The sequence below is a fragment of the Pseudomonas sp. Lb2C2 genome, from assembly GCF_052112205.1.
Lineage (GTDB): Bacteria > Pseudomonadota > Gammaproteobacteria > Pseudomonadales > Pseudomonadaceae > Aquipseudomonas > Aquipseudomonas kilonensis.
The window spans coordinates 149,425-169,891 of the sequence record NZ_JAUTYW010000002.1 but is presented as its reverse complement, the minus strand read 5'-3'; the positions used below and the strand labels follow the sequence as shown (position 1 = coordinate 169,891).

Annotated in this window: 18 protein-coding genes and 3 tRNA genes; 3 read left to right on the top strand and 18 right to left on the bottom strand. The window is 58.9% G+C overall.

Going from position 1 to position 20,467, the window contains the following annotated elements:
- Positions 1–15 precede the first annotated feature (15 nt).
- Positions 16–2,229, bottom strand: coding sequence for a DUF1631 domain-containing protein (locus Q7F16_RS05005; RefSeq protein WP_409555975.1), 2,214 nt, complete (start codon positions 2,227–2,229; stop codon positions 16–18).
- Between the two features lie 226 nt (positions 2,230–2,455).
- Here Q7F16_RS05005 and nadC point away from each other — a divergent pair, with 226 nt between their 5' ends.
- Positions 2,456–3,304 (top strand): carboxylating nicotinate-nucleotide diphosphorylase, encoded by an 849-nt coding sequence (gene nadC, locus Q7F16_RS05000; RefSeq protein ID WP_046063151.1) that lies wholly within the window; start codon positions 2,456–2,458, stop codon positions 3,302–3,304.
- A gap of 38 nt (positions 3,305–3,342) precedes the next feature.
- On the opposite strand, the gene Q7F16_RS04995 is transcribed toward nadC, so the two are convergent.
- Complete coding sequence (locus tag Q7F16_RS04995; protein WP_003197729.1) at positions 3,343–3,648, bottom strand: DUF6388 family protein; 306 nt, start codon at positions 3,646–3,648, stop codon at positions 3,343–3,345.
- A 305-nt stretch (positions 3,649–3,953) separates the two neighbouring features.
- On the opposite strand from Q7F16_RS04995, the gene Q7F16_RS04990 reads away from it, so the two are divergent.
- Entirely contained in the window at positions 3,954–4,502 is a 549-nt protein-coding gene (locus tag Q7F16_RS04990) for a hypothetical protein (protein WP_409555976.1), read from the top strand.
- Between the two features lie 9 nt (positions 4,503–4,511).
- On the opposite strand, the gene Q7F16_RS04985 is transcribed toward Q7F16_RS04990, so the two are convergent.
- From Q7F16_RS04985 to rlmE, 16 genes are all read right to left on the bottom strand, one after another.
- Positions 4,512–4,587 (bottom strand) — tRNA-Thr (locus Q7F16_RS04985).
- Positions 4,588–4,712: 125 nt separating this feature from the next.
- Positions 4,713–6,818 (bottom strand): polyribonucleotide nucleotidyltransferase, encoded by a 2,106-nt coding sequence (pnp, locus tag Q7F16_RS04980; protein ID WP_003197725.1) that lies wholly within the window; start codon positions 6,816–6,818, stop codon positions 4,713–4,715.
- A 194-nt stretch (positions 6,819–7,012) separates the two neighbouring features.
- Positions 7,013–7,282, bottom strand: coding sequence for a 30S ribosomal protein S15 (rpsO, locus tag Q7F16_RS04975; protein WP_003197723.1), 270 nt, complete (start codon positions 7,280–7,282; stop codon positions 7,013–7,015).
- Between the two features lie 143 nt (positions 7,283–7,425).
- Positions 7,426–8,343 carry a tRNA pseudouridine(55) synthase TruB gene (gene truB, locus Q7F16_RS04970; protein ID WP_409555977.1) on the bottom strand — a complete coding sequence of 306 codons (918 nt, stop codon included), beginning with the start codon at positions 8,341–8,343 and terminating at the stop codon, positions 7,426–7,428.
- 3 nt (positions 8,344–8,346) lie between these two features.
- Entirely contained in the window at positions 8,347–8,748 is a 402-nt protein-coding gene (gene rbfA / locus Q7F16_RS04965) for a 30S ribosome-binding factor RbfA (RefSeq protein ID WP_003177871.1), read from the bottom strand.
- A gap of 159 nt (positions 8,749–8,907) precedes the next feature.
- Positions 8,908–11,427 (bottom strand): translation initiation factor IF-2, encoded by a 2,520-nt coding sequence (infB, locus tag Q7F16_RS04960; protein WP_014336576.1) that lies wholly within the window; start codon positions 11,425–11,427, stop codon positions 8,908–8,910.
- 27 nt (positions 11,428–11,454) lie between these two features.
- Positions 11,455–12,936 (bottom strand): transcription termination factor NusA, encoded by a 1,482-nt coding sequence (gene nusA / locus Q7F16_RS04955; RefSeq protein WP_003177868.1) that lies wholly within the window; start codon positions 12,934–12,936, stop codon positions 11,455–11,457.
- 59 nt (positions 12,937–12,995) lie between these two features.
- Complete coding sequence (gene rimP, locus Q7F16_RS04950) at positions 12,996–13,454, bottom strand: ribosome maturation factor RimP (protein ID WP_013692254.1); 459 nt, start codon at positions 13,452–13,454, stop codon at positions 12,996–12,998.
- Positions 13,455–13,594: 140 nt separating this feature from the next.
- Positions 13,595–13,671 (bottom strand) — tRNA-Met (locus Q7F16_RS04945).
- A gap of 97 nt (positions 13,672–13,768) precedes the next feature.
- Positions 13,769–13,854 (bottom strand) — tRNA-Leu (locus tag Q7F16_RS04940).
- A 21-nt stretch (positions 13,855–13,875) separates the two neighbouring features.
- On the bottom strand, positions 13,876–14,259 hold the full coding sequence (gene secG / locus Q7F16_RS04935) for a preprotein translocase subunit SecG (protein ID WP_025211789.1): 384 nt from the start codon (positions 14,257–14,259) through the stop codon (positions 13,876–13,878).
- Between the two features lie 4 nt (positions 14,260–14,263).
- Complete coding sequence (tpiA, locus tag Q7F16_RS04930; protein ID WP_018612860.1) at positions 14,264–15,019, bottom strand: triose-phosphate isomerase; 756 nt, start codon at positions 15,017–15,019, stop codon at positions 14,264–14,266.
- A 66-nt stretch (positions 15,020–15,085) separates the two neighbouring features.
- Positions 15,086–16,423, bottom strand: a complete 1,338-nt coding sequence (gene glmM, locus Q7F16_RS04925) for a phosphoglucosamine mutase (RefSeq protein WP_046063146.1) — start codon at positions 16,421–16,423, stop codon at positions 15,086–15,088.
- Positions 16,424–16,439: 16 nt separating this feature from the next.
- Positions 16,440–17,291 carry a dihydropteroate synthase gene (gene folP / locus Q7F16_RS04920; protein ID WP_046063145.1) on the bottom strand — a complete coding sequence of 284 codons (852 nt, stop codon included), beginning with the start codon at positions 17,289–17,291 and terminating at the stop codon, positions 16,440–16,442.
- Between the two features lie 8 nt (positions 17,292–17,299).
- Entirely contained in the window at positions 17,300–19,210 is a 1,911-nt protein-coding gene (ftsH, locus tag Q7F16_RS04915; protein ID WP_013692252.1) for an ATP-dependent zinc metalloprotease FtsH, read from the bottom strand.
- Positions 19,211–19,410: 200 nt separating this feature from the next.
- Positions 19,411–20,043: a 23S rRNA (uridine(2552)-2'-O)-methyltransferase RlmE gene (rlmE, locus tag Q7F16_RS04910; RefSeq protein WP_003177853.1), complete on the bottom strand. Its 633-nt coding sequence runs from the start codon at positions 20,041–20,043 to the stop codon at positions 19,411–19,413.
- 105 nt (positions 20,044–20,148) lie between these two features.
- Between rlmE and Q7F16_RS04905 the strand changes: the two genes are divergently transcribed.
- Entirely contained in the window at positions 20,149–20,457 is a 309-nt protein-coding gene (locus Q7F16_RS04905; protein WP_003177852.1) for a YhbY family RNA-binding protein, read from the top strand.
- The last annotated feature ends 10 nt before the right edge of the window (positions 20,458–20,467 follow it).

Genomic DNA, 20,467 nt, shown 5'->3' with positions numbered 1-20,467 from the left:
GACCGGGCTGCGCGATCACTTGCCGCGATTGAGCTGGCGCAGATTGCCCAGCACCGACTCCAGCGCGCGGTCGAACAACAGGGTGTCGTCCAACAGCCGCGCCGCTCCCCGGCGAAACTCCAGGGCCAGGCTGGTGCGACTATGCTCCAGCACCTTGAGGCCGGTGCGATTGACGAAGACATACTTGCCGGTGGCCTCGATGATCGCCGCCAGCTTGCAACGCAGGGTGTTGTCATCGTCCTCCTGGAACTCGACCCAGCTCCCCAGGTGCAACTGGTCGACCTGCAGCAGGCCCACATCATCTGCCGGCAAATGCACCGCCACGCTCTCCCCCGCCGATTTTTGCGGGGCACGCAGGACGATCTTTTCCAGCACCTCGACCATGACCGGTGAATCGAACGACTGGGCCTGCTCCGTTGCCTGGCCCATGCGCTCGAGCGCCTGGACATGCAGGACTTCCAGCTCACTGAAAAACTCGCCGGTGGCGAACGGGTCGAACGCCGAGCGGCTCAGGCCTTCACGCAGGGCCTTGAGCAATTCGGGCACCATCGCCAGCAAACGCAGACCGGCGTCGGGCTCGTCGTGAGGCTGGACGCTCCAGATCAATTGTTCCAGGGTCAAGACGTCGGCCTGCCATTCGGCGGAATACTTGCCATGCTTGAAGCACGTCAGCAGCAACACTTGGCTCCAGGCGTGTTGCACGAACTCCACCACGGCTTGCGGCAAGACTTTGCCCAACATCACCTGGTTCAGCGCCCCTTCAACGCGATGGCGCGCCAGTTCGGCCTTGGCCCGGCCCTCTTCGGCGTCGCGAATACGCTGTTCAAGCAATTCGCTGCGGCGGCGCTCGTCACTGGTGAAGGCCAGGAAATCGGCCAACAGCTCGGAGAAAATCGCCGGGTCATCGACGAAGTCGTTCAGCAGGCGCTGCACCACCTGCTCGATGCGCAGGTACAGGCTGTCGCGCTGATGGTCGTCGCAATCGCCCCAGCCCATGGCCGCGGCCGCGATTTCGTTAAGCAGCCGCCGGGCCGGATGGTTGCCGCGGCTGAAGAAACTCTTGTCCTGCACCGCGACCTTGAGCATCGGGATTTGCAGGCGGCCGATCAGGGCCTTGAACGAGTCTGGCAGGTTGTGATCGTCGAGGATGAATTCGAACATCATCGAGATCAGGTTGATCACGTCTTCATCGGCGCCTTCGACCACCCGGGACTTGCCACTGCGCACGCTGACCCGAGTCAGGAGTTGTTCGAGCTGGCTACGCAAATCGAACTCGTCGTGAACGGTAGGTGCCGGTACGTATTGCTGCAAATGAGAGAGCAACCGTAGCAGGTCACGGGTAGAAATCGGCTGGGGCGGTACGCTGGGTTCCAGGGTTGGCGCCACGCTGCCACGCACCTGCATCAACAGTTTCTGCAAGGCGGCGAACACTTCCTGCACGCTGTGATCGACCTCGGCATCGCCGGGCTTGTCAGCGATCTCGGCGTTGGGCCTGGGAGTTTCCTCGGGGCGATCCGATGCCCGGCGCGCCGGCGTAACCTTGAGCTCCGGCAGCACGCCTGTGGCGGCCAGCAACTGGTTGGCCTCGGTATAGAGTTGATCGCAATCGCTAAGCACATAGCGCTCGAACAGCTTGAGCAGGATCAGCTTGACCTTGATGCCCACGCCCAGGTTGCGCCCGGCCTGCAGGAACTTCTCGCACAGCAGTGCCGGGCTCAGGGGATTGTGCTGATTGGCCAGCGGTCGGCCCAGCAGCGCACCGAGCCGGGCCGTCAGTTGCTCCAGCGCCACGCCATCGCGCCTGAGCACCCGAGTGACCATCGCCTCGACAGCCAAATGGCGCTCCAGCTCGTCCTGGGAGCGCTGGGCTTGGTTGTCCGGCGCCAGGGTGGGCGCCAAGGTGGTGTGGGTCAGGTCGTACTGGGCAAGGCTGACGAAGGTCTCGAAAAACTGCTCGATGAATTCACGTTCAATGCTTTTGCGCTTCAGGCGCAGGTCACGCATGGCCTCGAAGTACAGGTTCTGCTCGACGTCGTCGCGCGCCCGATCGGCCATTTCAAACAAGGTGTCGTCGGCGTTATCGAACAGCCCTTGCAGGCCCAGGCGCAACTGCTGGGCGGCCTTGTCGCGAACCTGAAGCAGAATCACAGGCAGGCGGGCGAGCGACGAATGATTCGCCTGATCGGTAGACGCCTTGTGCAAAGGCACTACATTCCCGTCGTTGTGCATCCTGGCCTCCTGAAACGGCTTTCTTCGGCTCGCAACGTCAAAGCTATGACGTCAATCCAAAGGCGGATTATCGGGTAAAACAACCCTGTCGTACCAGCACACTCTGTGATCCATCTCGAAATACGGCGCAATAAGTGACCCGGGAAATGAGGAAATGTTGCGAGGACGCGACCAAATGCAGGTTTCGACACCCTATAATCAGGCCACTTTGTTTGTGGAGCCCGTTATGCCGAATCTACGTCTCGCCGATCTGACCGCCGAAATCGAAGCCAACGTGCGCCGTGCGTTGCTTGAAGACATCGGCAGCGGCGACATCACCGCGCAACTGATCCCCGCCGAACGCCTGGCCAAGGCCACCATCATTACCCGCGACGCGGCGATCATCAGTGGAACGGCCTGGGTCGATGCCGTGTTCCGGCAACTGGACCCGCGTGTCGCGGTGCATTGGCAAGTGCGCGACGGCGACCGGGTCAACCCCGATCAAGTGCTGTTCCACCTGGAAGGCCCGGCCCGTTCGCTGCTGACCGGCGAACGCAGCGCGCTGAACTTCCTGCAAATGCTTTCCGGCGTTGCCACGCGGGCCCGTTACCTGGCCGACTTTGTCGCCGGTACCCAGGTCAAGCTGCTGGACACCCGCAAGACCCTGCCCGGGTTGCGCCTGGCCCAGAAGTACGCGGTCACCTGCGGTGGCTGCCACAACCACCGCATCGGCCTGTACGATGCCTTCCTGATCAAGGAAAACCACATCGCCGCCTGCGGCGGAATTGCCCAGGCCATCGCGGCCGCCCACAAGATCGCCCCGGGCAAACCGGTGGAAGTCGAAGTGGAAAGCCTGGCGGAATTGAAAGAAGCGCTGGCGGCCAACGCCGACATCATCATGCTCGACGAACTGAGCCTGGACGACATGCGTGAAGCCGTACGCCTCAATGGCGGCAAGGCGAAGCTGGAAGCCAGCGGCGGGATCAACGAAAGCACGTTACGCCCGATTGCCGAGACTGGGGTGGACTACATCTCGATCGGCGCGATGACCAAGGATGTGAAGGCAGTGGATCTGTCGATGCGCTTGAGCCTCTGACAATAAAAAACGCCAGCCTTCAAGGCTGGCGTTTTTTTTCAGACCACCAGATTGTTCATCTCGCAGTACTCATCCCATTCCACACCCAGCACCTCGGCCGCTTCCTTGTGCAACGCAAGGCGCTGCGTCTCGAATTCTTCAGGTGTGCTGGTGTACTTGAGCGTCAACTCCCAAGGCTGCAGACCCTGGGCTTCGGCCTCGTCCTCGAACGCCCATTGGATCTGGTCTTTTTGATCGTCGGCAGACAAGTCCTTGATCTCTTCCAGCAACTGGGGCGCATCCAACACGTACTTCTTCAGCGCTTCTTCGTGCCTGGCTTCCTGGGTCAATTCTTTAACAGTCATGGCGTTCTCGTTGATCTGGGGAATGGAAGATGGATCTGGATCATCAAGGATCTCTCTGACGCAAAAAAACCGTGTGAAGCCCGGTTTATCTGGCCTTCAGAACCATTCGGGGATCATCTGAAAACTGCTGGGCGATGCACATGCAGGCACTGAATATAGGACGTTTTGCCGACGATTTACACGGTTCTTTACATCTATCCCACAAAAAAACATGCGCCTGAGAAACCAGGGGAGCTTGGGAACATCTGTCAAAATAACCAGTCATAGCCATGTGCCATGCCGGCACTTCACAAGGAACCCCAGTGATGCGCAGCTTTTCCAAACGTTCGTTGACCCGGCTTGCTACCGCGACCTTGCTGCTCGGCAGCCTGACCTTGACCTGCGTTGCCCAAGCGGCTGTTGAAGTCTCCTCTGATGGGCCGTCTTCCAACGACGCCATTCCTGCCCTTCGTTATGATCGATTTGATAAGTACGTACTCGTCAAGACCAACGTCAGCGTCAGCGCCTTGGAAAACCTGCCAAAAACCGTGAAGAACAACGCCGAGGAACTGGAAAGCCAGAAACGCACCCTCAGCGAGCAGGCCCGCCAGATCGAAGAGCTCAAGCGCAACAGTGGCTCCAGTTCCACCTCCAGTAGCAAGGAAATTGACGAGCTCAAACGCACCATCAAGGAACAGGAACGCGACCTGAACGATCTGGGCAAGCAAGTGGAAGAACTCAAGCGCAATAGCGGCTCCAGTTCGAGTTCGAGCAACAGCGAGATCTCGTCCCTGAAACGGGAGCTCAGCGATCAGGATCGCGAGATGGATCAGCTCAAACGCACGGTCGAGGAGCTGAGCAGGAAAGTGAAATAACGAGGGGGATGGTGCCCGAGACAGGAATCGAACCTGCGACCTTCGCGTTACGAGTGCGCTGCTCTACCGACTGAGCTACACGGGCGGTGGCTAAACCTAGCACCGTCCCCTGTGGCCAGGCAACCCGCGACACAGGGATTTTCACCGCACAGCAAAACGCCCCGAACCAGTCGGGGCGTTTGCTTGTTCAGCGGTTAGGCTACGGGGTGATTAAACGCCCGATGCCTTGGCTGCTGCGACGTCCTTGATGGACAGTTTGATACGGCCGCGGTTGTCCACGTCCAGTACCAGCACTTCCACTTCCTGGCCTTCTTTGAGGATGTCGGTCACTTTCTCGACGCGAGCATCGCTCAGCATGGAGATGTGAACCAGACCGTCCTTGCCCGGCAGGATGTTGACGAACGCGCCGAAGTCGACGATGCGCTCAACCTTGCCGACGTAGATCTTGCCGATCTCGGCTTCTGCGGTGATACCCAGGACGCGCTGGCGTGCTGCTTCTGCCGCTTCCTTGGTTTCGCCGAAGATCTTGATCGAACCGTCGTCTTCGATGTCGATCGAAGCCTTGGTTTCTTCGCAGATCGCACGGATGGTCGCGCCGCCTTTACCGATGACATCACGGATTTTGTCGGTGTCGATTTTCATCGCGATCATGGTCGGAGCGTTTTCCGACAGTTCGGTACGGGACTGACCGATGATCTGGTTCATCTGACCGAGGATGTTCAGGCGCGCTTCCAGGGCCTGGCCCAGGGCGATTTCCATGATCTCTTCGGTGATGCCCTTGATCTTGATGTCCATCTGCAGTGCGGTGACGCCTTTGGCGGTACCGGCCACTTTGAAGTCCATGTCGCCCAGGTGATCTTCGTCACCCAGGATGTCGGTCAGGACGGCGAATTTCTCGCCCTCTTTAACCAGACCCATGGCGATACCGGCAACCGGCGCCTTCATCGGCACACCGGCGTCCATCAGGGCCAGGGAAGCGCCGCAGACCGAAGCCATCGAGCTCGAACCGTTGGACTCGGTGATTTCCGATACCACGCGGATGGTGTACGGGAACACGTCAGCGGCAGGCAGCATGGCCTGGACCGAACGACGGGCCAGACGGCCGTGACCGATTTCGCGGCGACCGGCGCCACCCATGCGACCACACTCGCCCACCGAGAACGGAGGGAAGTTGTAGTGCAGCATGAACGGGTCTTTCTTTTCGCCTTCCAGGGTGTCCAGCAGTTGCGCGTCACGGGCGGTGCCCAGTGTTGCAACGACCAGCGCCTGGGTTTCGCCACGGGTGAACAGTGCCGAACCGTGGGTCTTTGGCAGAACGCCGACTTCGATGTTCAGCGGACGTACGGTACGGGTGTCGCGACCGTCGATACGTGGCTTGCCGTTGACGATGTTTTCGCGAACGGTGCGGTATTCGATTTCACCGAAAGCGGCTTTGACGTCGCTGGCCGATGGCTGGCCTTCTTCGCCGGACAGCTTGGCAACGACCTGGTCTTTCAGCTCGCCCAGGCGTGCATAACGGTCGGCCTTGACGGTGATGGTGTAGGCCTGGGAGATCGCTTCGCCGAACTCGGCACGGATCGCGCCCAGCAGTTCGGTGGCTTCGGCTTGCGGAGCCCAGGTCCAGGTTGGCTTGGCAGCTTCGGCGGCCAGTTCCTTGACGGCGTTGATCACCACCTGGAACTCGTCGTGGGCGAACAGCACGGCGCCCAGCATCTGGTCTTCGGTCAGCTCTTTGGCTTCGGATTCAACCATCAGCACGGCTTCGGAAGTACCGGCCACGACCATGTCCAGGCTCGAGGCCTTCAGTTGCTCGTAAGTCGGGTTCAGCAGGTAGCCGGTGCTTTCGTGGAACGCAACGCGGGCAGCGCCGATCGGGCCATCGAAAGGAATGCCGGAGATCGCCAGGGCAGCCGAGGTACCGATCATCGCAGCGATGTCCGGATCGGTTTTCTTGCTGGTGGACACGACGGTGCAGACAACCTGCACTTCGTTCATGAAGCCTTCTGGGAACAGCGGACGGATCGGACGGTCGATCAGTCGGGAAGTCAGGGTTTCTTTCTCGGAAGGACGGCCTTCGCGCTTGAAGAAACCGCCGGGGATCTTACCGGCAGCGTAAGTCTTTTCCTGGTAGTGAACAGACAGAGGGAAGAAGCCCTTGCCTGGATCGGCTTGCTTGGCACCGACAACGGTCACCAATACGCTGACGTCGTCGTCAACGGTGACCAGCACTGCGCCGGAGGCCTGACGGGCGATACGGCCAGTCTCGAGGGTAACGGTCGACTGACCGAACTGGAATTTTTTGATTACCGGGTTCACGGTGTCCTACCTTCTTTGTGGCTCTTGGGGAACTTGTCTTCTTGCGAAATTCTTGGGCAATGGCGGGAATCGGCCCGACGCCTGTCCAGGGTAAAACGTGTATCCAGATAAAACTTGAGGCTGGGAGCCTGCCATGCGCCAGCGGGAAACCCACTGACGTACGACAGACCACCAACCTCTAGCGCAATCGCTGATTAGCGACGCAGACCCAGGCGAGCGATCAGAGCGCTGTAACGGCTCACGTCCTTGCCTTTCAGGTAGTCCAGCAGCTTACGACGCTGGTTTACCATGCGGATCAGACCACGACGGGAGTGGTGATCTTTACCGTTGGCCTTGAAGTGACCTTGCAGTTTGTTGATGTTGTGGGTCAGCAGTGCAACTTGCACTTCTGGCGAACCAGTGTCACCAACAGCTTGCTGGTAGTCAGCTACGATTTGAGCTTTTTCTTGAACGTCGAGAGCCATGAGGCAATCCTTTTAGTCAGGAAACTGTTTCAAGGAAACAGCTTCAACAGGCCAGGGACAAATCCCTGTATCTATAAATGAGTAGTGACCGTGCCTGTTAACAGCCACACTCGCCAACCTGCTGTTACGCAGGCTGGTTCCGGTCATTCCGACCGAATCAGTCGACGCGGCGCAATGCGCCCGTCTTCGCTCACTTCACCGATACCGATGAAGCGACCGTTATGATCCTGCACCCGGACCATGCCGAACTTCGGCGCATCCGGGGCACGTACCGGCTGGCCGTTGAGCCAGTAGAACGCACTGTGTTCCGAGAATTGCAACAGCGGCCAATCCAGCAAGCCGCTGTCCGATGGCATCAGGAAACGGTCGACCGCTTCGTTGCCGCCTTCGGCATGTACCGCTTCAAGCTCTTCCAACGTGACCGTCTGGGCCAACGTGAAAGGCCCGGCCTGGGTCCGTCGCAATTCTGCCACGTACGCGCCACAGCCGAGCTGTTCACCAATATCCTCCACCAGGGTGCGGATATAGGTGCCCTTGCTGCAATCCACGGCCAGCCGCGCAGTATTACCGTCAAAGGCCAGCAATTCCAAGCGCGCAATAGTAACAGAACGCGGTTCACGCTCCACTACTTCGCCTGCACGAGCCAGTTTATACAGCGGCTGGCCATCACGCTTCAGAGCCGAGTACATCGGCGGTATCTGACTGATTTTCCCGCGAAATTTCGGCAAAACCGCTTCGATATCGGCCTGACCAACGGTCACCGGGCGCTCGAGCAAAACCTCACCTTCGGCATCCGCCGTGGTGGTGGTCTTGCCCAGTTGCGCCAGGGTCTCATAGCCCTTGTCGGAATCGAGCAGGTACTGGGAAAACTTGGTCGCCTCGCCAAAGCACAGCGGCAGTACGCCGGTGGCCAGCGGATCGAGGCTACCGGTGTGCCCGGCCTTTTCAGCATTGAGCAGCCAGCGAACCTTCTGCAACGCCGCGTTGGACGTGAACCCCAGCGGCTTGTCGAGCAGGATGATACCGCTGACGTTACGACGGATACGTTTGACCTGAGCCACCGATTACTCCTTGGTGTCTTCGGGTTCAGCCGCAACCGGGTGCTGACTGTCTTCAGCCACGGCGCGTTCGATCAGGGCCGACAGATGCGCACCACGCACGACGCTTTCGTCGTAGTGGAAGTGCAGCTGTGGAACGCTGCGCAGCTTCATTTCCCGGGCCAGCTGCATACGCAGGAAGCCGGCGGCCGAGTTGAGCACCTTGATGCTCTGGGCGATTTCTTCGGCGCTGTCCTGGCCCATCACAGTGATGAAAATCTTGGCGTGACCAACGTCACGGCTGACTTCCACTGCGGTAATGGTGACCAGGCCGACGCGCGGGTCTTTGACTTCGCGACGGATCAGTTGGGCCAGCTCACGCTGCATCTGATCGCCGATTCGTTGGGTACGGCTGTATTCTTTTGCCATGTCTTGTTACCTGTTACTGCCCCACGGTGAAACCCGCGAGGTCTGAAAGCGGCAAACGCCCGGCCTGGCAAAAGCCAGACCGGGCGTTGCGTTTAGAGTCCGCCAGCCCGGCAGCGCATGTTCATGCGGCTACCCGGCGCGGCTCTTGAAGTGCGCGAGTCAGAGGCTGCGAGCAACCTGGACCTTCTCGAAGACTTCGATCTTGTCGCCGACCTTGACGTCGTTGTAGCTCTTGACGCCAATACCGCATTCCATGCCGGCACGCACTTCGGAAGCGTCATCCTTGAAGCGGCGCAGGGATTCCAGCTCGCCTTCGAAGATCACGATGTCTTCACGCAGTACACGGATCGGACGGTTACGGTGAACAACACCCTCGATCACCATGCAACCGGCGATGGCACCAAACTTCGGCGAACGGAACACGTCGCGAACTTCGGCCACACCCAGGATGTTCTCCCGGACGTCGCTGCCCAGCATACCGGTCAACGCTTTCTTGACGTCTTCGATGATGTCGTAGATCACGTTGTAGTAACGCATATCCAGGCCTTCCTGCTCGACGATCTTGCGAGCGCCGGCATCGGCACGCACGTTGAAGCCGAACAGTACAGCGTTGGAAGCCAGTGCCAGGTTGGCGTCGGATTCGGTGATACCACCGACACCGCCACCGACCACACGCACTTGCACTTCGTCGTTACCCAGGCCATTCAAGGCGCCGTTCAACGCTTCGAGCGAACCACGGACGTCGGATTTGAGGACGATGTTGAGCGTCTTCTTCTCTTCCTGCCCCATGTTCTCGAAGATGTTTTCCAGCTTGCCGGCGTGAGCACGAGCCAGTTTGACTTCGCGGAACTTGCCTTGACGGAACAGAGCCACTTCACGGGCTTTCTTCTCGTCAGCCACAACGCTCATCTCGTCGCCAGCATCCGGAGTACCGTCCAGGCCGAGGATCTCGACCGGGATAGCCGGACCGGCTTCCTTGATTGGCTTGCCGTTCTCGTCGAGCATGGCGCGCACGCGGCCATAGTTCGAGCCGACCAGCACCATGTCGCCTTGACGCAGCGTACCGTCCTGGACCAGAACGGTCGCAACCGGGCCACGGCCCTTGTCGAGGCGAGACTCGACAACCACACCACGGCCTGGAGCCGAAGGCGTAGCGGTCAATTCCAGAACCTCGGCTTGCAACAGAACGGCTTCGAGCAGTTCGTCAACGCCGGTACCCATCTTCGCCGAGACCGGAACGAATGGAGTGTCGCCACCCCACTCTTCGGAGGTCACGCCGTGGACCGACAGTTCACTGCGGATGCGATCGAGATCGGCGCCCGGCTTGTCGATCTTGTTCACCGCAACCACCAGCGGCACACCAGCTGCCTTGGCATGCTGAACGGCTTCGATGGTTTGCGGCATCACGCCGTCGTCCGCTGCAACCACCAGGATCACGATGTCGGTCGCCTTGGCACCACGGGCACGCATCGCGGTAAACGCGGCGTGACCAGGGGTGTCAAGGAACGTCACCATGCCGCGGTCGGTTTCAACGTGGTAGGCGCCGATGTGCTGGGTAATACCGCCAGCCTCACCTGCCGCAACCTTCGCACGACGAATATAGTCGAGCAGGGAGGTTTTACCGTGGTCGACGTGGCCCATGACGGTCACGACCGGCGCACGGGAAACCGCCTCACCTTCAAACTTCAGGGACTCGGCCAGGGAATCTTCCAGGGCGGTGTCGCTGACCAGGGTCACTTTGTGGCCCAGCTCTTCAGCAACCAGTTGGGCAGTTTCCTGGTCCAGTACCTGGTTGATAGTGGCTGGCGTACCCAGCTTGAACATGAACTTGATGATTTCAGCAGCCTTGACCGACATCTGCTGGGCCAGATCGCCCACAGTGATGGTCTCGCCGATCTTCACTTCACGCACGACAGGGCCGGTAGGGCTCTGGAAACCGTGGGCGTTGCGTTTCTTCAGCTTGGCCTTGCCGCGACCGCCACGACGGAAGCCGTCGCTTTCTTCGTCGGTGGTACGTGGCGCAACACGGGGTGCTGGCGCCTTTTCCTTGACCGAAGCACGATGAGGAGCGTTCTTGCGCTCACCATCGCCACTGCCACGACGGTTGTCGTCGGCACGTGGTTTGTCCGGACGACGCTGTTCGTCGCGCTTGCGAGTATCGGCAGGCGCCGCAGCCGCAGCCACGACTGGAGCCGCTTCGCGCACAGGTTCGGCTACCGGGGCAGCAGCCTCGACGGCTTCTACCGGAGCGGCTTGCGCAGCAGCAGGCTGGCGACGCGCTTCTTCTTCGGCGCGACGCTTGGCTTCTTCTTCAGCCTTCTGACGAGCAGCATTTTCTACTGCGCGACGTTCTTCCTGTTCGCGTTTGCGCTCGGCTTCGATTTCTTCCGGGCTGCGCTGTACGAAGACTTTCTTCTTGCGTACTTCAACGCTGATGCTTTTGCTACCGGCAACACGCAGGGTGCTGGTGGTTTTACGCTGCAGAGTGATCTTGCGCGGTTCTTCCACTTTCGCCTTGTGACTGCTCTTCAGGTGAGTCAGCAGGGACTGCTTCTCACTGTCGGTCACATGTTCCTCGGCGGCGGTGTGCGGCAGACCTGCCTCACGCATCTGCTGCAACAGGCGCTCTACCGGTGTTTTGACCTCATCGGCCAGTTGTTTCACCGTGACTTGCGTCATGCACTTCTCTCCTCAGGCCGCGCCTAATTACTCGAACCAGTGGGCTCGGGCGGCCATGATCAACTTGCCGGCACGATCATCGTCAATGCCGTCGATGTCGAGCAGATCGTCAATAGACTGCTCGGCCAGGTCTTCGCGGGTAATTACGCCGCGCACCGCCAGTTCCATCGCCAAATCCTTGTCCATGCCCTCAAGCGAGAGCAGGTCTTCGGCCGGATGGGCGTCTGCCAGCTTTTCCTCAGTAGCGATGGCTTTGGTCAACAAACGATCCTTGGCCCGAGCGCGAAGCTCGTTGACGATCTCCTCGTCAAAGCCGTCGATGTTGAGCATTTCCTCCACCGGTACGTAGGCAATCTCTTCCAGGCTGGTGAAGCCTTCATCCACCAGCACCTGCGCCAGCTCTTCATCGACTTCAAGCTCTTCGATGAAGTTGCGCAGGATGTCGCCGGTTTCAGCTTGCTGCTTAGCCTGGATGTCCGATTCGGTCATCACGTTCAGGGTCCAGCCAGTCAATTGGCTGGCCAGACGCACGTTCTGACCACCGCGACCGATGGCCTGAGCCAGATTGTCTGCGCCAACGGCGATGTCCATGGCGTGGGCATCTTCGTCGACGATAATTGCCGCCACTTCAGCAGGCGACATGGCATTGATCACGAACTGAGCCGGGTTGTCGTCCCACAGGACGATGTCCACGCGCTCGCCGCCCAACTCGCCGGATACGGCCTGGACACGCGAACCACGCATGCCGATGCAGGCGCCTTGCGGGTCGATGCGCTTGTCCTTGGAGCGGACCGCGATCTTGGCACGCGAACCCGGATCACGGGAGGCGGCCATGACTTCGATCAGGCCTTCAGCAATTTCCGGCACTTCGATGCGGAACAACTCGATCAGCATTTCCGGCGCTGTACGCGACAGGATCAGCTGCGGGCCGCGGTTCTCGGTGCGGATTTCCTTGAGCAGCGCACGCAAGCGCACGCCAACCCGGAAAGTTTCGCGAGAGATGATGTCTTCGCGAGCCAGCAACGCTTCGGCGTTGTTGCCCAGGTCGACGATCACGTTGTCACGGGTCACTTTTTTCACGGTACCGGAGATGATTTCACCCAGGCGCTCGCGATAAGCGTCGACGACTTGCGCGCGCTCGGCTTCGCGAACTTTCTGCACAATAACCTGCTTGGCAGTCTGTGCAGCGATGCGACCGAACTCAATGGACTCGATTTTTTCTTCTACTACATCACCGACCTTGGCGCCCGGATGCGTTTCTGCAACCTTGCTCGGCCAGGTTTCGATAGCCGGATCGTCCAGGTCGGCTTCCTCGACCACCGTCCAGCGACGGAAAGTCTCGTAGGCACCGGTGTGGCGATTGATCTCCACACGCAAATCAACTTCGTCTTCAAACCGCTTCTTGGTAGCGGTGGCCAGAGCCAGCTCCAGCGCTTCAAAAATAACGTTAGCCGGTACGCCCTTTTCATTGGATACCGACTCAACAACCAGCAGTACTTCTTTGCTCATCGTACGCCTCGCCTTTCGCAAGCCATTGGATCCGCGGGATCCGCAGTATCTGGCACGTATCAGTCAAAACTGGGAATAATGTTGGCCTTGTCGATCATATCGATCGGCAACAGGAACTCATGGTCATCTACCTGCACCACGACGTCCTGCTCTTCTACACCGCGCAGAAGGCCTTGGAAGTTGCGTCGACCTTCGAAAGGCGAGCGCAGCTTGATCTTCACTTGTTCACCGGCAAACGAAGCGAACTGTTCAAGTGTGAACAGGGGGCGCTCCATGCCAGGCGAGGAAACTTCAAGGGTGTATTCGGAGGTGATTGGATCTTCAACATCCAGTACACCGCTGATCTGACGGCTGACGATGGCGCAATCATCCACCAACACGCCGCCTTCCTTATCGATATAAACGCGCAACAGTGAGTGGCGACCTTGAGCCGAAAACTCAATACCCCAGCATTCATAGCCAAGGGCCACGACCACCGGGGCCAACAAGGCCTGCAACTGTTCTAGCTTGCTCGACACCTGAACCCCCTCGTGCATGTTTGTGCATGCTGTGCAAATAAAAAAAAATGGGCGAATCGCCCATCCCTGAAACGCCGTCGAACAGCGGCGTTATAAAGTGTCCAGCTAACAAAAAGCCCCTTGGAAGGGGCCCCTGAAACTGGTTGCGGGAGCCGGATTTGAACCGACGACCTTCGGGTTATGAGCCCGACGAGCTACCAGACTGCTCCATCCCGCGACAAAGCTGGGGCGGAAGTATACGACCGATCCCTTACAGGGTCAATGTAACCCTTCCACCTACAAGAAAGCCCGCAATCGCGGGCTCTCCTGATAATTGGTACCGAGAAGGGGACTCGAACCCCTACACCCTATGGGCACAACCACCTCAAGGTTGCGTGTCTACCAATTCCACCACCTCGGCAATACAGCGTTTGAAACCTTCTTACTTCTGCTCTTGAGCTGGAGGTACGTCAGTCGCCGGGTTGGCCGACTTTTGCTCTTGAAGCACCGGGACATCATCAGAAGCCGGTTGTTGCTTTGGCGCTTCCAGTACCGCTGGGTTTGGCAAACCTACTTGAGTCAGCTCATGAGCTTTCTCTTTAGCAAAGTAACCTAACCCTAAGCTGGTTATGAAGAAACCGGCGGCAAGTATAGCAGTAAACTTACTAAGAAAGGTAGAGGAACCTTGGCTTCCGAACACAGTATTTGAAGCACCTGCACCGAAAGACGCACCAGCATCCGCACCTTTACCCTGCTGCAGCAATACGAGAGCAACTACGCCCAGTGCACCCAGCAGATGAAAAACGACTACGACTGTTTCCAGCATTTTTTCAGTTTCCCGCGGCGCGACAAATCGCACCGAACTCATCTGCATTCAGGGACGCTCCACCAATGAGCCCCCCATCGATATCCGGCATGCCGAACAGTTCGACCGCATTGGCCGCCTTCACGCTGCCGCCGTATAGAAGCCGCACACCTCGTGCCACTTCAGAATTCTCTGCCGCCAACTGTGCGCGGATGGCTGCGTGCACATCCTGCGCCTGTTGCGGCGAAGCAGTCAGCCCGGTGCCAATGGCCCAGACCGGCTCGTAAGCAATGACTGCCTTTGCAAAAGCACCGACACCCAGGTCTTCGATGATGCTGCCCAGCTGACGCCCGACAACTTCAAGGGTCTTGCCGGCTTCACGCTGCTCGAGGGTTTCCCCTACGCACAACACCGGAATCAGACCGCAGGCCTGGGCCGCAGCAAACTTGCGGATCAAGGTCTTGTCCTGCTCACCCATGATCTGGCGACGCTCGGAGTGCCCGACCAGGACCAGGGAACAACCTGCATCCACCAACTGACTCGGCGCAATCTCGCCAGTCAGCGCACCTTGCATGGATTCCACCGCAGAATTCTGCGCACCGACCGAAATCGATTTACCTTTCAAGCCATCAACCACTTGGTTGATATACAGGCAAGGCGGGAATACCGCGACATCAACACCGCTAGGCAAGGCCAGATGACGAAGGCCATTGATCAGCTCAGCGACGCTGGCGCGGGTACCGTGCATCTTCCAGTTACCAGCTACCATAGGGCGACGCATGCTGTACCTCGTCGGTCAAAGTGGGCGCAGATGTTACCCAACCGATTCATGACTGGCAAGCCGAATTCAGGCAGAAACTTCAGTAACCAGTTTTGCCAGCTCTTCGGCATAACCGCGAACTTGCGCTTCATCCTCTCCTTCGACCATGACACGCACCAAAGGCTCTGTGCCGGACTTGCGCAACAACACGCGCCCACGCCCGGCCATCGCCTGTGTCACACGCTCACTGGCCTGCTTGACCTTCGCATGCTCGAGAGGATTTACACCACCACCGAAACGCACGTTGATCAACACTTGCGGGCATTTGCGCAATGCCTGGCGCGATTGTGCGAGCCCTTCGCTGCGCGCCTTGAGCGCCATCAGCACTTGCAGGGCCGCAATGATCGCATCACCCGTGGTGGTATGGTCGAAGCACACGATGTGGCCGGAGTTCTCGCCCCCGATCACCCAGTTGCGCTCCAGCAGCTCCGAGATCACGTAGCGGTCACCCACGTTAGCCCGCACGAACGGGATATCCAGATCCGCCAGGGCCAGTTCAAGCCCGAGGTTGCTCATCAACGTACCGACCACGCCGCCCTGCAGCTTGCCACGCCCATGCAGGTCGCGAGCAATGATGAACAGCAGCTCGTCACCATCGACGACCGTACCGGTATGGTCAACCATCAGGACCCGATCACCGTCGCCATCGAAAGCGATCCCCAGATCAGCCTGCTCGGCCAGCACCGCAGCCTGCAACGCCTCGGTATGGGTGGAGCCGCAGTTGTGGTTGATGTTCAGACCATTAGGCTGGGCGGAAAGCACCACCACCTCGGCGCCCAGCTCGCGAAAGACGCTCGGCGCGACCTTATAGGTTGCCCCATGGGCGCAATCGACGACGATTTTCAGGCCGGAAAAACTGGTACCGGTCGGAACACTGCCTTTGCAGAACTCGATGTAGCGACCCGACGCATCGTTGATCCGCGACACTTTGCCAATCTTGCTCGACTCAACCACAGTCATCGGTGTGTCCAGCAGCTCTTCAATCATCAGCTCGATATCATCCGGCAGCTTGGTACCCTGGCCGGAGAAGAACTTGATGCCGTTGTCATCATGCGGGTTGTGCGAGGCACTGATCACGATGCCTGCCTGGGCCTGGAACGTACGCGTCAGGTAGGCAATGGCTGGCGTCGGCATCGGGCCCAGCAGCATCACATCGGCACCCGCCGATGTCAGGCCGGCTTCGAGTGCCGATTCGAACATGTAGCCGGAAATTCGCGTGTCCTTGCCGACCAGCACCTTGCACGCGCCCATTTTGCGGAACGCCATGCCGGCCGCCCAGCCGAGCTTGAGCATGAAATCAGGGGTAATAGGGTATTCGCCGACCCGACCACGAATACCGTCGGTGCCAAAGTATTTCTTGCTCATAAGTGCTCCGTCATTCTTATTCGGCTGAATCCACAGCTGCGATCATCCGCACGACATCCATCGTCTCGGCTACATCGTGCACGCGCAATATGCGTGCACCTTTGGCAAGGGCCAAGGCCGCAAGGGCGAGACCGCCATACAGGCGCTCGCCCACCGGGCGGCCCAAGGCATTGCCTATCATGCTCTTTCGCGAGACCCCTACCAACAGGGGCCGCCCCAGGGCATGCAAGGCTTCCATATGTTTGAACAGGCTCAGGTTGTGAGCCAGAGTCTTGGCAAAGCCGAACCCGGGGTCAAGAATGATCCGCTCGGCGGGAATGCCCGCGGCGGCACACTGGTCCAGACGCTCCGCCAGGAATTCACTCACTTCCCTGGTTACATCATCATAGTGCGGATCATTCTGCATGGTCCCCGGCTCACCGAGCATATGCATCAGGCACACCGGCAACCCGGTGGCCGCCGCCGCATCCAGGGCACCATCGCGCCGCAAGGACCGAACATCATTGATCAGGCCCGCCCCCAGTCGCGCAGTCTCACGCATGACCGCAGGCGTGGACGTATCGACCGAGATAATGACATCAAGTTCGTGATGGATACGCTCGACAATCGGCGCCACTCGCTCCAACTCTTCGGTAGGCGAGACCGCACGTGCGCCCGGCCGGGTCGATTCACCACCCACATCGATCAGCGTTGCGCCCGCGGCCACCATGGCCTCGGCATGCCGCAGCGCAGCATCGAGCTGGCTGAATCGACCACCATCGGAAAAGGAATCAGGCGTGACATTGAGAATGCCCATGACATGCGCATGGGCCAAATCAAGAACCCGGTTGCCGCAAGGCAACCGGGTCGAGGACTGAACAGAAGTCATTTCAAGCCTTAGACATCAGCGGCCGGACCGCCAATCGGTGTTTCCGGACGCTCACCCTGTACAGCCGGAGGTGTACCGGAGGTGCCAGTACCACCCGACCAGTCACGAGGCTCGCGAGGTACGCGACCCGCCATGATGTCGTCGATCTGCTCGGCATCGATGGTTTCGTACTTCATCAGGGCATCGGCCATGGCATCGAGCTTGTCACGGTTGTCCGTGAGAATCTGCCGGGCTGTACCGTAGCACTGGTCGATGATGCTGCGCACTTCGGAATCGATCAGCTTGGCCGTTTCACCAGAGAAGCTTGCATGCTGGCCACCGCCACCACGACCGAGGAATACTTCACCCTCTTCTTCGGCATACATCAGCGGCCCCAACTTCTCGGACAGGCCCCACTTGGTGACCATATTCCGGGCGATCTGACTGGCACGCATGATGTCGTTGGACGCGCCGGTGGTCACACCGTCGAAGCCCAGCGTCATCTCTTCAGCGATACGGCCGCCGTACAACGAACATATCTGGCTGATCAATGCACGCTTGGACAGGCTGTAGCGATCCTCTTCCGGCAGGAACATGGTCACGCCCAGGGCACGACCGCGCGGAATGATCGAGACCTTGTAGACCGGATCATGCTCAGGCACGACACGACCGACGATCGCGTGACCCGCCTCGTGATACGCAGTGTTCTGCTTTTCTTTCTCCGACATGACCATGGATTTGCGCTCCGCGCCCATCATGATCTTGTCCTTGGCCAGCTCGAACTCCTTCATTTCCACGACGCGCTTGCCGGTACGAGCGGCGAACAGCGACGCTTCGTTGACCAGGTTCGCAAGGTCGGCGCCGGAAAAGCCCGGCGTACCACGCGCGATAACTGCCGGGGCGACGTCGTCACCCATTGGCACCTTGCGCATATGAACCTTGAGGATCTGCTCGCGGCCGCGAATATCCGGCAGCCCCACCACGACCTGACGGTCGAAACGACCTGGACGCAGCAGCGCAGGGTCAAGTACGTCAGGGCGGTTGGTGGCGGCAATCACGATGATGCCGTCGTTCATTTCGAAACCGTCCATCTCGACCAGCAACTGGTTGAGGGTCTGCTCACGCTCGTCGTGACCGCCACCCATGCCGGCGCCACGATGGCGACCGACGGCGTCGATTTCGTCGATGAAGATGATGCATGGCGCGTGTTTCTTGGCCTGCTCGAACATGTCGCGAACACGACTGGCGCCCACGCCGACGAACATTTCGACGAAGTCGGACCCCGAAATCGTGAAGAACGGCACCTTGGCTTCACCGGCAATCGCCTTGGCCAACAGGGTTTTACCGGTACCAGGCGGGCCCACCATCAGCACGCCGCGTGGAATACGACCGCCCAGGCGCTGAAACTTGCCCGGATCGCGCAGGAACTCAACCAGCTCGCCGACTTCTTCCTTGGCTTCGTCGCAACCTGCGACGTCGGCCAGGGTGGTTTTCACCTGGTCTTCGGAAAGCAGACGGGCCTTGCTCTTGCCAAAGCTCATCGGCCCGCCCTTGCCTCCGCCGCCACCCTGCATCTGGCGCATGAAGAACATGAACACGGCGATGATCACCAGAATCGGGAAGCTGGCGACCAGGAGCTGGGTCCAGATGCTTTGCTGCTCAGGCTGCTTGCCTTCGACCACGACATGGTTGTCCACCAGGTCGCCGATCAGACCATTGTCCTGGATAGCCGGACGAATGGTCTTGAAGCTGTCGCCATCGGTGCGCTTGCCGGTAATCACATAGCCATCAACGGCTACACGCTCGACCTTGCCATCCTTGACCTGCTGGATGAAGTCGGAATAGTTGAGGGTCTGCGGCTCGTTAGGACTGGAGAAGTTGTTCATCACGGTCACCAGGACAGCGGCGATGATCAACCACAGGATCAGATTCTTTGCCATATCGTTCAATTAACTACCCTCTGAAGCAAGCTCCGCTACTGGCGCGTGCTTCGCATGATATTCACCGGCCTAACTTACTACATTACCTACGACTCTGGCAGGCGCCGTCTGTAACCCTTTGTGAAACACTTTCTACACAATATTCGCTAATGCTCACGGGACGAAATGCGAAAAACCTATCGCCCCGGTCGAAAAACCTCTTATTCCTCACTGCGACCACGGAAACCACGGCCCAGCAGGTACTGCTCACGGGAGCGATCACGCGATGATTTCGGCTTGCGCGTCGTGACCTTCTCGAACTGCTTGCGCACGCTCTTGTGGTATTCGTCGAAGCCTTCACCCTGGAAGACCTTGATCAAAAAATCACCACCTGGCTTCAACACCCGAGTCGCAAGATCCAGTGCCAACTCGCACAGGAACATCGATCGCGGCATATCAACAGATGCCAATCCACTCATATTGGGGGCCATATCGGAAATCACAAGGTCCACCTCGTTTTTTCCAACCGCTTCAAGGATCTGCGCCAGTACGGCGTCCTCGGTAAAGTCGCCCTGAATGAAGGTCACATCCGGGATGCTGTCCATTTCCAGAATATCGGAAGCGATCAGTGTGCCTTGCCCACCAATCAGACGACTGGTCACTTGGGACCAGCCACCCGGGGCGGCGCCCAAGTCGATCACGCTCATGCCTGGACGGATCAAACGGTCTCTTTCCTGAATCTCCAGCAGCTTGTAGCTGGCACGGGAACGATACCCGTCTTTTTGCGCCATTTTCACGAATGGGTCGTTGAAATGCTCTTGCAGCCATTTAAGACTTGTCTTGGAACGGGCCACGGGCCACCTCAAAAATAAAACGGGTCGTGATTAAGTGGGCGGTCCCGGACTTGCTCGGGTAAACTGGCCGCCGCTTTTTACAAGATCAGACGCAGGGGTCAGATTATGCCGCTCACTCAAGAGCAGAAGAAACAATACAAATCCATCGGCCACCATCTGAAACCGGTTTTGACTGTGGCTGACAACGGTTTGACTGAAGGTGTACTCGCCGAACTGGAACGCGCATTGGGCGATCACGAGCTGATCAAGATCAAGCTCAACATCCTCGATCGCGAAGCCCGCCTGGCTGCCGTTGCCGAACTGTGCAAGACCGGCAAGGCAGACCTGGTGCAGGTCATCGGCAAGATGGCGCTGATTTATCGCAAGAACTTCAGCGTCAACAAGCAACTGTCGAACGTGCACCGCTTCAAGTGATGCCAAAGGG